The 13,671-nt window shown below is 29.5% G+C and carries 16 protein-coding genes and 1 pseudogene; 13 read left to right on the top strand and 4 right to left on the bottom strand.

Annotated features, from left to right (window positions below):
• Nucleotides 1-24 precede the first annotated feature (24 nt).
• Nucleotides 25-2,802 carry an FAD-binding and (Fe-S)-binding domain-containing protein gene (locus tag FOC43_RS08285; RefSeq protein WP_004284434.1) on the bottom strand — a complete coding sequence of 926 codons (2,778 nt, stop codon included), beginning with the start codon at nt 2,800-2,802 and terminating at the stop codon, nt 25-27.
• Between the two features lie 163 nt (nt 2,803-2,965).
• Here FOC43_RS08285 and cgb point away from each other — a divergent pair, with 163 nt between their 5' ends.
• Nucleotides 2,966-3,394, top strand: a complete 429-nt coding sequence (gene cgb / locus FOC43_RS08280; protein ID WP_002794417.1) for a single-domain globin Cgb — start codon at nt 2,966-2,968, stop codon at nt 3,392-3,394.
• A gap of 23 nt (nt 3,395-3,417) precedes the next feature.
• On the opposite strand, the gene FOC43_RS08275 is transcribed toward cgb, so the two are convergent.
• The 3 genes from FOC43_RS08275 to FOC43_RS08265 are packed head-to-tail and all read right to left on the bottom strand — an operon-like array spanning nt 3,418 to nt 6,880.
• Nucleotides 3,418-3,891, bottom strand: coding sequence for a GlcG/HbpS family heme-binding protein (locus FOC43_RS08275; RefSeq protein WP_002783438.1), 474 nt, complete (start codon nt 3,889-3,891; stop codon nt 3,418-3,420).
• A 9-nt stretch (nt 3,892-3,900) separates the two neighbouring features.
• Nucleotides 3,901-5,526, bottom strand: coding sequence for a multidrug ABC transporter permease/ATP-binding protein (locus tag FOC43_RS08270; protein WP_002783440.1), 1,626 nt, complete (start codon nt 5,524-5,526; stop codon nt 3,901-3,903).
• Between the two features lie 46 nt (nt 5,527-5,572).
• On the bottom strand, nt 5,573-6,880 hold the full coding sequence (locus tag FOC43_RS08265; RefSeq protein WP_002786517.1) for an MFS transporter: 1,308 nt from the start codon (nt 6,878-6,880) through the stop codon (nt 5,573-5,575).
• Nucleotides 6,881-7,195: 315 nt separating this feature from the next.
• Here FOC43_RS08265 and FOC43_RS08260 point away from each other — a divergent pair, with 315 nt between their 5' ends.
• The 12 genes and pseudogenes from FOC43_RS08260 to rpsK all read left to right on the top strand — a co-directional run bounded on the left by FOC43_RS08260 (nt 7,196) and on the right by rpsK (nt 13,653).
• The gene (locus FOC43_RS08260) at nt 7,196-7,411 is read left to right on the top strand and encodes a hypothetical protein (protein ID WP_002779554.1); all 216 of its coding nucleotides are present in this window, start codon (nt 7,196-7,198) and stop codon (nt 7,409-7,411) included.
• On the top strand, nt 7,408-7,842 hold the full coding sequence (locus FOC43_RS08255) for a hypothetical protein (protein ID WP_002800124.1): 435 nt from the start codon (nt 7,408-7,410) through the stop codon (nt 7,840-7,842). The genes FOC43_RS08260 and FOC43_RS08255 overlap by 4 nt, the downstream gene beginning before the upstream one ends.
• 260 nt (nt 7,843-8,102) lie before the next feature.
• Complete coding sequence (locus tag FOC43_RS08250; RefSeq protein WP_002799142.1) at nt 8,103-8,261, top strand: hypothetical protein; 159 nt, start codon at nt 8,103-8,105, stop codon at nt 8,259-8,261.
• 80 nt (nt 8,262-8,341) lie between these two features.
• Nucleotides 8,342-10,057, top strand: a complete 1,716-nt coding sequence (locus FOC43_RS08245; RefSeq protein ID WP_002797735.1) for a hypothetical protein — start codon at nt 8,342-8,344, stop codon at nt 10,055-10,057.
• 53 nt (nt 10,058-10,110) lie between these two features.
• Nucleotides 10,111-10,701 carry a hypothetical protein gene (locus FOC43_RS08910; protein WP_002783449.1) on the top strand — a complete coding sequence of 197 codons (591 nt, stop codon included), beginning with the start codon at nt 10,111-10,113 and terminating at the stop codon, nt 10,699-10,701.
• Nucleotides 10,686-10,949: a hypothetical protein gene (locus FOC43_RS08235; protein ID WP_002783451.1), complete on the top strand. Its 264-nt coding sequence runs from the start codon at nt 10,686-10,688 to the stop codon at nt 10,947-10,949. Before FOC43_RS08910 ends, FOC43_RS08235 begins: the two co-directional genes overlap by 16 nt.
• Before the next feature lie 13 nt (nt 10,950-10,962).
• A complete protein-coding gene (locus FOC43_RS08230) occupies nt 10,963-11,451 on the top strand; it encodes a hypothetical protein (RefSeq protein WP_002783453.1) in 489 nt (162 codons plus the stop codon).
• Nucleotides 11,452-11,453: 2 nt separating this feature from the next.
• Nucleotides 11,454-12,315: pseudogene (locus FOC43_RS08225) on the top strand (helix-turn-helix transcriptional regulator).
• 65 nt (nt 12,316-12,380) lie between these two features.
• On the top strand, nt 12,381-12,599 hold the full coding sequence (gene infA, locus FOC43_RS08220) for a translation initiation factor IF-1 (protein WP_002781436.1): 219 nt from the start codon (nt 12,381-12,383) through the stop codon (nt 12,597-12,599).
• A 170-nt stretch (nt 12,600-12,769) separates the two neighbouring features.
• Complete coding sequence (gene rpmJ, locus FOC43_RS08215) at nt 12,770-12,883, top strand: 50S ribosomal protein L36 (protein WP_002781429.1); 114 nt, start codon at nt 12,770-12,772, stop codon at nt 12,881-12,883.
• A 2-nt stretch (nt 12,884-12,885) separates the two neighbouring features.
• Entirely contained in the window at nt 12,886-13,251 is a 366-nt protein-coding gene (gene rpsM, locus FOC43_RS08210; protein WP_002779545.1) for a 30S ribosomal protein S13, read from the top strand.
• Between the two features lie 9 nt (nt 13,252-13,260).
• Nucleotides 13,261-13,653, top strand: a complete 393-nt coding sequence (gene rpsK / locus FOC43_RS08205) for a 30S ribosomal protein S11 (protein ID WP_002779544.1) — start codon at nt 13,261-13,263, stop codon at nt 13,651-13,653.
• Nucleotides 13,654-13,671 lie beyond the last annotated feature (18 nt).

Here is a 13,671-nt window from a genome sequence, read left to right as displayed (position 1 = left end):
GCTTTAAATTATGGATTTTATTTATCAATTAAATTGCTTCTCACTGCATTCATCCAATAAATACGCTATATGCTGCCAAGATATACCCGTAGCATCGCTTAATCCTATCTCGCAAGTGCTTGATGTACTAAACCCGCGCTTAATATTTGTTTTGGCATAAAATTTTTTAAAGCCCTTTGTAGCATTAATATTTAATTGAGGCTTGAAAAAGCCCTTGTATCCAGCAAACCCACAACAATAGGTATCATTATCTATTAATACTTTTCCATTCGTGCATAGCTTTGCAAGCTTGATTATATTTTCATTTAAACCAAGCTTTCTAGCAGCACACATGATATATAATCCTACATTCTCATTGATTTTATCAATGCGTAACTTAGGAGCAATAAATTTTAATAAATACTCGCTTAAATCATAAATTTCATACTTTGAATGATCACTAATTAACTTAGCACTACAAGCACTATGATCTAACACTATGGGTGAGTCTATATTGCTTAAAAAGTCATTGATTTTTTGTATATTTTTATCTTGAATATCTTGAAAATTCTCATAAGCCTTACCACAACATAAATCATTGGGTGCATAAATAATGCCTATATTTGCTTTTTTACACAAGCTTTCAAATACTTCTTGCAAACTTCTTTTATCATGCATTTTTTCATTTGGTTTAAAGCTTTTATTAAGACAGCTTGTAAAATAAACCACATTGCAAGCTCTTTTACGACTTTTTAACTCATAATCATTCACCTTAGGCAAATACGCCCTAGTTCTTGGTATAATGCTAAGAAAATTGCTTGCTTTTTCGAGCTTATTATCAAGACTTAAATTATCAAATTTATTTGCGATACTTAATGAAAATTTAGCAATTTTTAGAGTTTTTTCATGATTTTTATATGCTAGATTTCCTAAAATTTTAGATATAAATCCTATATTATTTTTTCTATATTTTAATGAAAAATCAGCAAAATTAATCCCCAAAGGACATGAAAAAGAGCACACCCCACAAGCAGCACAAGAGCTGTCTACTAAATGATTGTAATATTTTTTAATATCCTTTAATTTTGCTTTTGACTCATCATCATTTAAGCTTTCAAGGCGTTTGATCTCTCGTAAGATCGCAATTCTTTGTCTTGGAGTAATTGTATATTCATTTGATGGACAAAATCTTTCGCAAAATCCACATTCCATACAGGTATTTAATTTCTCATCAATCCAACTGGCTTGTTTGATATTTTTCTTATAAATATCTTTATCATCGCTAATGATTACATCGGGATTAAATAAATTATCCTTATCAAAGATACTTTTGATTTTTTTATTAATCAAATAAGCTTGCTTACCCCATTCTACCTCCACAAAAGGTGCCACCATACGCCCTGTGCCGTGTTCAGCTTTTATACTTCCACCATAAGAAGCTACTATATTAGACATTTCTTTAACTAAATTTGAAAAATTATCAAATTCAAGCTTATTGTTTAAATCCGGTGTGATAATAAAATGGATATTGCCTGCTAATGCATGGCCAAAAATGATTCCATTATCACTAAAACCATATTTATAAAACAATTCTTGAATGCTTTTAATTCCATCAGCTAAATCCTCGATATTAAAACACACATCTTCAGTAATTACCGTTGAGCCTGCCTTTCTAAGACTAGCTGCTATAGGCAAGAGTGCTTTTCTAATCTTCCACCATAAATCATATTCGGCCTTATTCTTACTAAAATATGACTTATAAGCTAGTTTGGAAATTTCTTTTATTTTATTTATATTTTCATCAAGCTTAAGCTCATTACTATGCTCACTTTGGATCAATACACAAGTATTACCCTCTTTAATATCAGCTAAAATATCTCTTAACTCATCATAATTTGATGCAGCTTTTAAACTTGCATAGTCCATTATTTCAGCAGAACTTATAAAATCAACTTTAGCAAATTCTTTTATAGTGTTTGCAGCATTATTGATATTATCAAAAAACAATAAAGCACAGGCCTTAAATTCCAAATCATCCAAAACAGCAAGCTTAACTTCGCTTACAAATCCCAAAGTCCCTTCAGAGCCAACAAGTAAGTGTGCTAAAATGTCTATTTCATCATCATAATCAACAAAGGCATTAAGGCTATAACCTGTGGTGTTTTTGATTTTAAATTTTTTGATTATTAAATCTTTTAATTCTTTATTAGCATTAATCTCTTCTTTGATCTCTCTAAGTTCATTAATTAATTTTTTATTTTCATCTTTAAATCGAGCCACACTTAAAGCATCGCTGGTATCAAGCATACTACCATTTGCCAAAATCACCCTAATACTTCTTAAGGTTTTATAGCTATTATCCTTAGTTCCACAGCACATTCCGCTTGAGTTGTTATTTATAATCCCTCCAATTAAAGCTGAATTTATAGTAGCTGGATCAGGTCCTATTTTTTTCTTCAAAAAAGCAAGACTTTCATTAGCATGAATACCTACTACACCACATCCTAAAGTAATTTCGCTAGCGTCTTTGTTAATTTTTATTTTTTTAAAGGCAAATTTAATCACTACAAGCACTCCATCGCAAGAGCTTTGTCCACTTAAACTTGTACCTGCTGCTCTAAATGTTATAGGAGTTTTATAAGTATTTGCTAATTGAATAATTTGCTTAATTTCATCTTCATTTTTAGCAATAATCACTATTTTTGGAATATAAAAATAACATGACGCATCAATGCCATAAGCATAACATCTAGCATAATCATTAAAGATTCTATCCTTAAAAATATACTTAGCCTCATTATAAAAAGCTTTAAAATTTGTCATAGTCCCTCTTTTTAATTTATTATCAATTATATAATTTAATAATTTAAAGATAATTTTAAATTTATATTTTTGAGCATAAATTTAACCAAAGTCAATTTTTTTATTTAGATTAAAAGTTAGAATACGCTCTATTTTAAAAAAATTAAGAGCTAAAAGGAAAACTATGACACAAGAACAAATTCAAATTATCAAAGATTGCGTACCAATTTTACAAAAAAACGGGGAGGATTTAACAAAAGAGTTTTACAAAGTAATGTTTAATGACTATCCTGAAGTAAAACCTATGTTTAATATGGAAAAACAAGCATCTGGAGAACAACCAAAAGCCTTAGCTATGGCAATTTTAATGGCAGCTAAAAATATAGAAAATTTAGAAAATATGAGAAGCTTTGTTGATAAAGTAGCTATAACCCATACAAAATTAAATGTTAAAGAAGAGCACTATCCTATAGTGGGGGCTTGTCTTTTAAAAGCTATCAAAGTAGTATTAAATGCAGATGAAACCACACTAAAAGCTTGGGAAGAAGCTTACAAAGCTATCGCACAATTTTACATAGACATTGAAAAAGAAATTTATGCAAAAGCTAAGTAATCATAGGCTTTGATGTTCAAAGCCTATTTTAAAAATGCTATCCCTGCTTTAGCTATTTTTACATCCTCATCTAAGTGTGCTCCACCCACACCTATACCACCAACAACAACTCCATCTATAAAAATCGGCACCCCACCAGGCATAATGGAAAACTTATCATCTAAATAACGAATATCTTCAGGTATTTTACCATCTTTTACACCTTTAAAAATAACCGCTGTTTCTCTTTTTTGTGAAGTGGCCGTATAAGCTTTTTTATAACTAGCATTAAGTGTATGCACGCCCGCCTTATCATCTCTTAAAACTGCTAAAATTTGGCCAGATTTATCTACTATAGTAATACTTACATAAAAGCCATTTTTTCTTGCTTCTTTCTTTGCAAGCTCCAAAATCCCTTCAACCATTTGTGTAGTTAACACAGGCTCTTTTACAAGCTCAAAAGATTTTGCCATTAAACTTACTCCTAAAAATACACATAAAATGAGTAATTTTTTCATTTTTTTCCTTTAAAATTTTTCTACCGCATTTTTTGCTAGTTCTTTTATATCGCCTTTTAATTCACAAATTTGACCATTTTGTGCAAGTAAAATTCTATCAGCCATATCAAAATACACATCATCATGTGTGATAGCAAAGATTGTTTTACCTTGCTCTTTTAGCAAAGGTAAAAGTTTTTTATAAAAAAATCTTCTAAAAACAGGATCTTGATCAGCCGCCCATTCATCAAGCACTAAAATATCCCTTTCTTCAAGCAAGGCTATAAGCATAGCTAAACGCTTTTTTTGCCCTGTAGAAAGTTTGGTTAAGGTCAGTTCATTATCTTTGACACTTGTTTTATCTTTAAGTTCTAAAAACTCCAACCAAAAAGCAATTTTTTCTTCGCTTGCAAAATTTTCTTTATTTAAGGTTTTAGTAAAAAGATGAAAATCGCTAAAAACAGCAGAAATAAGAGATCTATACTCATCTAAATTTTTATCATCTATAAGCGTATCATCAACATAAATTCCGCCTTTGCTTGGCTTAAAAAGTCCTGTCAAAAGCATACAAAAAGTGGATTTACCACTTCCATTTTTACCTATTAAAAATACCAATTCACCTTTTTTAAGCTCTATATTTACAGGATTTAAATGAAAATTTTCTTCATAAGCAAATTGAGTATTTCTAAAAGAAATTTTTTTCCATTCACTGATATAATGTGTTTTTTTAAAACCTTCTATATAATCATCTAATTCCAATTTTGCGATCTTATCCAAAGCGATTTTTGCCAAAAGCAAAGTAGGAAAAGATCCTATCATAGATACTAAAGGGGTTCGTAAAAACAAAATAGAAAGAGCTATAGTTGTAGCATCTGCAACACTTGCCCATTCAAATTTTAAAGCTAAGTAAAACTCTACACCCACTAAAGCCAAAAGAGTTACATTTGTCCAGTTGTTTGAGAGATTGTTAAAAAGATTACCTAAAGTACTATTTTTCTTTTTCAATCTTGCATTATTTTCAAATTCATCTTCATAATAAAGCTTGGCTCTATCACGATTGATCAAAAGTTCTTTATGTCCATCTAGTATATTTTGGTAATTATTTTGCAAAGCATCATCATTTTCCCTTGCCTTTCTAAAATACTGATATACTTTCATCATCAAAAAATTATTAGTAATAAAAATAACCATAATCCATACCACACACAAAGCAAAAATTTGTGGTGAAAGATAACATAAATAAACACTAGTGCATAAAATCAATATACTTGATTGTAAAAAATCAGGCAATCTTAAAAGCCCAAAAGATATATTTCTCACATCACTTCCCAAAGAAGCTAGAATTCTTGCCTTGCCCACTTTTGCAACTTTTAACAAAGGAGTATCTAAGATCTGTTTTACCACGCGTCTTTGCATCTTAAAAATGAAATTTTGACCAAAAACACTTAATCCTAACTCTACTATGGTAGAGCTAAGAAAAAATACTATAAGCAAAGCGATAAAGTATAAAATAGGAATATTTTGTGTATTTTTAAGTAAATAATCATTGATAAAGACTAGGGTTAAAACCCCTACAGCGCTTGTAATAAAAGAAAAAATCAAAAAAGAGATGAATTTAAATTTATTTTGTTTAAGCAATTCTAAAATAAAAGGCATTGATAAAAACTCCGAAAGTATAATTAAAAAAATTAATTATAGCATTTTAAGAGCGATTATCAAAATTTATTTTATCCTTTACAAGAAAAACAGCACAAATAGCCAATAAAGCTAGAAAAATCATATATATACTCATTCCATATAAAAATGGATTTTCGCCTCTAGTAGCAAGAGCATTGAGCCAAAAAATAAGCTGAGGAGTAACCCCTCCTGCGATAGCATAAGCGATATTATACGAAAAGGAAATTCCTGAAAATCTTATTTTAGCTCTAAAAACTTCACTCATTAAAATAGGAGCAAAGACATTAATCCCACCTAAAAAACAAACACTTGTATATAAAATACAGGTTAAGACAAGATTTTTAAGATCATATAAAGCATAAAAATACAAGCAAGAAAAAAATGCAAAAACTAAAGAAAAGAAAATGCAAATTTTAAACAAACCTAATTTATCCACAAGATAGCCCATAAACACTCCACCTAGTGTTATACCTAAAATTCCTAAAACTTGTAAATAACTTCCTTCAATCGCACTCAAACCCAAAATACTTGGCATAAATTTAGGCATCAGTAAGATAAGCACTACAACACAACCTGTTAAAACCCAAGTTATAAAGATAGATGCGAGCATATTTTTGAAAATATTTTTTTCTTTAAACAAATCCTTAAGTGGAAAAGCACTCAAACTCCGTTCTTTTTGCATTTGTTTAAAAATAGGAGTTTCTTGTAAAAATCTACGCAAATAAATAGAAATAATCCCAAAAATTCCACCCACAAAAAAAGCGATACGCCATGCATAAGCTGCGATTTCTTCGGTGCTAAAAAAAGCATTGATCAGTAAAAATACCATACTTCCTAGTAAAATTCCCAAAGCCATAGCCGAATTTAAACAACTCAAAGAAAAAGCCTTTTGATCTTCTTTGCAATGTTCTCTTACAAAAACCCAAGCACCAGGTAATTCTCCGCCTATAGCAATACCTTGAAAAATTCTTATAAGTATAAGTAAAAACGGTGCTAAGAAACCAAGAGTTTCATAACCAGGTATAAAAGCCAATGTAAAAGTAGGAAGCACCATAAGTAAAATACTTAACATAAACATATTTTTACGCCCAAATTTATCACCAAAATGCGCCATCACTATACCACCTAAAGGGCGCGCTAAATAACCTGCAGCAAAAGCTCCATAAGTATTTAACAAAGTCCAAAATTCACTCATATCTTTAGGAAAAAATACTTTTGCGATATATTCAGCAAAAAATACAAAGATGATAAAATCATAAAATTCTAAAGTTCCACCTAGCGACGAAAGTCCTAAAATTTTAAATTCTTTTGTACCTAGTTTTGATTTTTTCATTATTTTATACCTTAAAGAATTTTAAAAATAACCATTATACTACAAATATTTATAAAACAAACAATCCTTTTCAATTTAATTTAACTCATTTTGATGATAAAAATCATAAAAATCAGCTTAAGCAAAATTTTTAATAATTTTTCAAAAAAAACGACACAAGCTGTCATAAGAATACTTTATACTTTTTTTTGAAATTAAAATCAAGGAAAAAAAATGCAAACCCGAGCTTTAAAAACCCCAAATACTTTTTACAAGACAAAAAACTATATTTTTATCTATAGTAAAAAATAACAATATTTTAGCAAGGTAAAAATGATGATTATTGTAGGGATTTTAGGACTTATCATTAGTACAGCGGTTTTGTTAACTTGTGGAGTATTTTGGGTTTTATTTGGGATTGTGTTTTGGGGAGTGATTTTAGCTTTTATGCTTTTGGATTTAAGTGGAAGTTATGGTATGGTGGCACTTTATATACTTTTTATAGTGCTTAATTTAGTTTTAATTTACAAAATCATAAGGAGAAAGAAATGAAAAAATTAGCTTTAGCTTTAGGTGGAATCGCACTAGGTGCTTGTGGTGAAAAAATCTATAAAGGCATTAAAAATACTTGGGATAAATTGATTTTTAAAGATCTCATCACACTTAGAAAAGTCATCAAGCAATACGAAGAAATAGAGCAAATTTATCCTAGCTATTTAAACGATCCTAAATTTTTAGAATTTAGAAAAACCCACAAATACGATGCAGAAGCTATTCATAATATAAAAGATCATTTATTTAGCGATCTAAAAAAAGAAAAGCTTATTCAAATAGGCGCTACAATGGAAGCTTTTATAGAATATAGCGATAAATATCTTCAAGATGATATAACGGCATTAAAAATCAGCTGGAGATTTTGCGCTATAAGATTAAAATTTGATAGTGCTTTGTTGCAGTTGCAAGATATAAACAAGATAGTATAAAGAGTTAAAATGCAAGAAAATTTAAAAGAAATTTACAAAGAATTTGAATTTTAAATACTCAATTTTCAAGCTATTTTAATGATGAAGAATTTGTAAATTTTAAAAAAGGTTTTGAAGCAAAAAATGCTTTAAATTACCGTGATTTTAAAGAATTTAGACTAGAAGAAACAGATAAAGAAAGGCTTAAAGATATACAAATTTGCTTATTGGCTTATATCAACTTTTGTAGCAGTAAAGATATAAAAGAAAAAAGAGTAGAGATGATTTCTAAAACCTTTATGCCTATGTTTCTTATTTCTAGGTTGTATTTTACTTTAAAAGAAGAAAAACTAGATATACAAATTCGCAAAATACTTAAGGAAAAAGACGAGTTGGCAGAGGAAAAATCTTTATGGATTTCCAAAGTCCTACCTTTTTAAAAATTCTTAATGGAATATTAAAATATATTGATTTTTGGTAAATAAAATATTTTAATTTATAAAATTTTTAAGGGAATAAAATGGAAAATGATATCATCAAAAAATTTATAAATACAGATTATAAGCTTTTAGAAAAAGAACTAGAAGAATTATCTAAAAAAGATGAGTTAAGGCTTGAAGTTGATCAAGGATTAGATCAAACCTTGAGAGATCTTGAAATAATAAGTGCTAAAATACCACAAGAAGAAACACAAAAGCTTTTTGATCAATGTGCTAACAATGCAATGGATGCGGTTATGGGACATTTTGGATTTGCGGCGGTGATTTTGGATGCTAAAGACGGAGGAAATGTTAATACTACTCATAATGTTAGAAATGGTTTTTATGCTAGTGAAAAAGAGAAACAAAGATATGCTAATCGTGGTAAGTATGATTCAGATAATTATCATCAAGATGATAATTATAAAAGAATTAACAAAGAACAAAATGTATTAAAAAAGCAGGGAAAACTAGAAGATTATATGACAGGTAAGAAAATCAATGCAAATGCAGATACTGATTTAGATCATATAGTTGCCGCAAAAACAATACATGATGATCCTGCTAGAGTTTTAGCTGAAATAGATGGTGCAAAATTAGCCAACACAGAAAGCAATTTAAAAATGACAGATAGTTCATTAAATCGCTCTAAAAAAGATAAAAGCGCTGAAAAATTTTTAGCAGATAGAGATAAAAGATTAAAATTTTTAGCAGAAAAAGAAAAGAATGGAGCTTTAACGCCAAGTCAGCAAAAAGAAAAAGAGAAATTACTAAAACAAAAAGAAATTCAAGATGAAAAATTTAAAGAACAATATGAACAAAACGAAAAAGAAATTAATAGGGAAGTAGATAAAACATACTATACAAGCTCTAAACCTTATAAGGAAGCATTAATTACAGGTACCCAAGATGCTGCTAAAATAGCTGTTTATTCAGCCTTGGGTGTTGTTTTGAAAGATTTTATTAAAGCTATTATCATCGAACTTAAAGTCACTTTTAAAGAATTTGGCAATGAAAGCTTAAAAGAAATTTTAGTGCGTTTTAAAGATAGATTTTGTAAGGTTTGGGAAGAATTGAAACTTAAATGGAAAGATATCTTAAAAAACTCTCTTGAAGGAGCTTTGCAAACATTTTTTTCAAATTTAGTGGTGTTTATTATTAATATTTTTGCTACTACACTAAAAAAAATCGTGCAAATTATAAGAGCGGGTTTTACATCTTTATGGCAAGCAGTGAAAATAATAACAAATCCCCCAAAAGATATACCCAAAGAAGATATTTATTATGAAGCTTCAAAAATTATGGTTACAGGGCTAATAAGTGCTACTGCTATGCTAGGGAGTGAAACATTAAACAAATTACTTACATCAGTTCCTATACTAGGGCCAGTGATGCAATTTCCTATTCCATTTACCGGAGAAAAAAATGATCAAGGAGAGCTTGTAAATTTTCAAACTATAGGAGATGCACTTTCTTTGTGCATTACTTCAGCTTGTGGAGCCGTATTAAGCACTATCGCGATTTTTTATATGGATAAATGGAGAAATGATTCTAAAATAGGTAGTCTTCAAATTCAGCTTGTAGCACAAAATGGTGTGGTAATGCATTATAAAATCGCACAAACTTGGTTTGTTTTGGGTGATGCGTATAATTTGTTTGGGCAAGTGATGGAGCGAGGAAGTCAAAATTTAGTAATACTTAAAAACAAAGTTAATCAAGTTCAAAATAAGTTAAAACAAGCAGAAGGAGAAAGATAAGAAGCAATATCTGACTGCATTAAACAACTTGAAAATTTAAGAGGAGAATAAATATGGATAATAAAAGATTAGTAATCAATCCAAAGAAAAATTTACAAAATTTAAAAGAAATTGGAGAAATCCAAGGGCAAATTAAAAATTGCACTCCTGAAGAGTTGCAAATTTTAGCTAAAGATCAAGTAAAGCAAATTGATATGAAAATCCAAGAAGCTTCAAGAAAAATTGTTAGGGCTAAAGAGTTGGCTTATAAAGCTAAAAATATAGAAAATTCATTTTTTGAAACTTTAAATCCATTTGCTAAAAGTGAAACAGATAAGAAATTAGAAGCATTATCTGAAGCCGATATAGCAAATGCTGAAGCTATAGGGGCACAAAATGAGCTTATACAAGAAACTATTAAGCTTATTTGCTGTGATATGGTTTTTGCGGATTTAATGATAAACGAACTGTCATTAATGATATATGAAAAATACGAAATTAATGAAGAAGCTATACTAAGTTTATCAAATGATACAAAAAAATTAGTAAAGAAATTACAACAACGATTCTTCATCAAGCAAAACAACGCATTACTGAAATGCAAAAGGCAAAACAAGAAATACAAGAAACCAAAGAAGATATTAGAGATATGGAAGATGATATAAAAGAGCTTGAAGAGAGATTAAACAAAAAACGACAGATTGATGATGAACAACACAAATTAATAGAGACTCATTATCAAGAATTTATTAATTTTAAAATGCAAATGGAAAATGACACAAAAGAAAAAGAAAATAAAATTAGCGATTTAAAATTTAAAATTAGCAAGAAAAATACTGCTTTTAGTATTATAATTTCGAGTTTGGCTTTAATTGTTAGTATTGTTGCAATAATTTTACAATTTATTAAATAGCTAGGGAGTTTTTATGGGATTTTTAGATAGTTTAAAAGAAAAAGCGCTTGAAGCTTCAGAAGCAGTAAAAGAAAAGACAACTTCTGCAACAGAAGCTATTGTGGATACAGCTTTGAAAATTAAATGCGCAACTAATTGGCATGCAGGAGAATTTAACAATGAAGAAGGCAAACCCGAATGCTTTTTTTCAAAAGTTTGTCCTGATTGTGGAAAATATATTACAAAAACCAAACATTTTTTCAATGAACCACCCGTAATAGAAGATCCTAACAGATGTTATGGATATAGAGTATGTGAATTATGTGGGTTTAAGCAAAGTGATTATTTTCATAATTATGAAAGAGCGGATAAAAACGAACAATGCGTTATTATTGAAAGATGTAGTTTGTGTGGACATGAAAGATTTGGTAAACCAGAGCATGAATGGATACACAATAGAGAAGGTGATGCTTTTTTTAAAATTTGTAGAGATTGTCATATTAAAATAAGAGTTTATGAATAATTATGACCCACGATAAACTTGCAGTGCGTTTAGCGCAAATTTTAATGCGTTTTAATAATGGAGGAAGGTTTAGCCTAGAAGAATTAGCAAGTGAATTTAATGTCGATATTAGAACCATACAAAGAGATTTAAACCAAAGGCTTTCTTTTATGCCTATTAAAAAAGAAAATGGAAAGTATTTTTTAGAATCTTTTGCACTCGGCAAACTTAGTGTTAAAGATATACAAAATTTTGCCATGTTAAGCGGGATTCAAGAACTTTATCCAAAGCTAGATGAGGATTTTATAACAGATCTGCTAAACTCTAAAGTAAATAGCATTTTTATGATCAAAAACAATGGCTTTGAAAAAGTTGATTATGAAAATTTTGAAATCATTAGTGTTGCGATTTTAAAACACAATATTTTAAATTTTAACTATAAAGAAAAAAGTCGCGAAGTCAAACCTTATAAGCTTTTAAACTATCAAGGAATTTGGTATTTAATAGCTGATGAAAAGGATAAATTAAAGCATTTTACTTTTAGCAAAATTAAAAATATCCGTAAAAATAATGAAATCTTTACCCCTAAAGAAGAATTTTTAGACCAAATTCTAAATGATAAAAATATTTGGCTAGATGATAGCAAAGAAGCTATCGTAAAGCTTGATAAAAAGGCTAAAGAGTATTTTTTTTAGAAAAAATATTTTAAACAACTTTGAACTCATCGATGAAGATGAGCAAAGCTATACTCTAAAAGTATATTTTTCCTATGATGATGAGCTTCTAAATGTAGTAAAACAATGGATACTCTATATGAAGATAGAAAAACCTTTTGAACTGAAAGAAAAACTAGATAGCATTTTAAAAGACTACTTGGAAAACTAATTTCTTAATAAATTCAAATATTTTTTGCTATAATCACAGTTTTATTTTAATGAGAGGAGAAAATTTTGGCAAAAGACGATGTGATTGAAATCGATGGCACAGTGCTTGAAGCATTACCTAATGCAAATTTTAAAGTTGAACTTGACAACAAGCATGTGATTTTATGTCATATAGCAGGAAAAATGCGTATGCACTATATAAGAATCATGCCAGGGGATAAAGTTAAAGTTGAACTTACACCTTATAGCCTTGATAAAGGGCGTATCACTTTTAGATATAAATAATATAAGTTATTTAAAAGCTAATTTTAGATAAAATTAGCGTTTTTGCGACAAAATGTATCGAACTATATGAAGAGGTATTTTTAAAATTCACCACTTATTTTAAAAATAGTTGGTTATTCATAAAACCTGATGCAGTCGTAAATGAAGTGGAATTCATTTAAGGAGAACTCATGAAAGTGAGACCATCAGTTAAAAAGATGTGCGACAAGTGCAAAGTAGTTCGCCGTAAAGGCGTAGTTCGCATTATTTGCGAAAATCCAAAACATAAACAAAGACAAGGATAAACATGGCTCGTATCGCAGGTGTGGATTTACCAAAGAAAAAAAGAATTGAGTATGGACTTACCTATATTTATGGTATAGGACTTTTTACTTCAAGAAAAATCTTAGATAAAACAGGCATTTCTTATGATAAAAGAGTGCATGAACTAAGTGAAGATGAAGCAGCAGCTATCAGAAAAGAAATCCAAGAAAACTATATGGTTGAAGGGGATTTAAGAAAACAAGTTGCTATGGATATAAAAGCACTTATGGATTTAGGAAGCTTTAGAGGCTTAAGACACAGAAAAGGCTTACCAGTTCGCGGACAAAAAACAAAAACAAACGCAAGAACTAGAAAAGGTAAGAGAAAAACTGTTGGTGCAAAATCATAAGGATAAAAGATGGCAAAAAGAAAAATCGTAAAGAAAAAAGTAGTTAAAAAAAATATAGCAAAAGGTATTGTTTATATCAGTGCAACTTTTAACAATACCATGGTAACTGTTACAGATGAAATGGGAAATGCTATCGCTTGGAGCAGTGCAGGCGGTTTAGGATTTAAAGGTTCTAAAAAATCAACTCCTTATGCAGCACAACAAGCAGTAGAAGACGCTTTAAATAAAGCAAAAGAACACGGAATCAAAGAAGTAGGCATTAAAGTACAAGGACCAGGAAGCGGTAGAGAAACTGCTGTTAAAAGTGTAGGTGCTATGGAAGGAATCAAAGTAACTTTCTTAAAAGATATTACTCCATTAGCTCATAATGGTTGCAGACCGCCTAAGCGTCGTCGTGTCTAAGATATAAGAAAAAATTAG

Source organism: Campylobacter coli, assembly GCF_009730395.1.
Lineage (GTDB): Bacteria > Campylobacterota > Campylobacteria > Campylobacterales > Campylobacteraceae > Campylobacter_D > Campylobacter_D coli.
The sequence above is the reverse complement of the archived record's forward strand: the minus strand, read 5'-3'. Positions and strand labels throughout refer to the sequence as shown.

Coding starts and splice junctions, on each gene's coding strand:
- FOC43_RS08285 (WP_004284434.1), bottom strand. CDS start 2,802: ATGACAAATTTTAAAGCTTTTTATAATGAGGCTAAGTATATTTTTAAG.
- cgb (WP_002794417.1), top strand. CDS start 2,966: ATGACACAAGAACAAATTCAAATTATCAAAGATTGCGTACCAATTTTA.
- FOC43_RS08275 (WP_002783438.1), bottom strand. CDS start 3,891: ATGAAAAAATTACTCATTTTATGTGTATTTTTAGGAGTAAGTTTAATG.
- FOC43_RS08270 (WP_002783440.1), bottom strand. CDS start 5,526: ATGCCTTTTATTTTAGAATTGCTTAAACAAAATAAATTTAAATTCATC.
- FOC43_RS08265 (WP_002786517.1), bottom strand. CDS start 6,880: ATGAAAAAATCAAAACTAGGTACAAAAGAATTTAAAATTTTAGGACTT.
- FOC43_RS08260 (WP_002779554.1), top strand. CDS start 7,196: ATGATTATTGTAGGGATTTTAGGACTTATCATTAGTACAGCGGTTTTG.
- FOC43_RS08255 (WP_002800124.1), top strand. CDS start 7,408: ATGAAAAAATTAGCTTTAGCTTTAGGTGGAATCGCACTAGGTGCTTGT.
- FOC43_RS08250 (WP_002799142.1), top strand. CDS start 8,103: ATGATTTCTAAAACCTTTATGCCTATGTTTCTTATTTCTAGGTTGTAT.
- FOC43_RS08245 (WP_002797735.1), top strand. CDS start 8,342: ATGGAAAATGATATCATCAAAAAATTTATAAATACAGATTATAAGCTT.
- FOC43_RS08910 (WP_002783449.1), top strand. CDS start 10,111: ATGGATAATAAAAGATTAGTAATCAATCCAAAGAAAAATTTACAAAAT.
- FOC43_RS08235 (WP_002783451.1), top strand. CDS start 10,686: ATGGAAGATGATATAAAAGAGCTTGAAGAGAGATTAAACAAAAAACGA.
- FOC43_RS08230 (WP_002783453.1), top strand. CDS start 10,963: ATGGGATTTTTAGATAGTTTAAAAGAAAAAGCGCTTGAAGCTTCAGAA.
- rpmJ (WP_002781429.1), top strand. CDS start 12,770: ATGAAAGTGAGACCATCAGTTAAAAAGATGTGCGACAAGTGCAAAGTA.
- rpsM (WP_002779545.1), top strand. CDS start 12,886: ATGGCTCGTATCGCAGGTGTGGATTTACCAAAGAAAAAAAGAATTGAG.
- rpsK (WP_002779544.1), top strand. CDS start 13,261: ATGGCAAAAAGAAAAATCGTAAAGAAAAAAGTAGTTAAAAAAAATATA.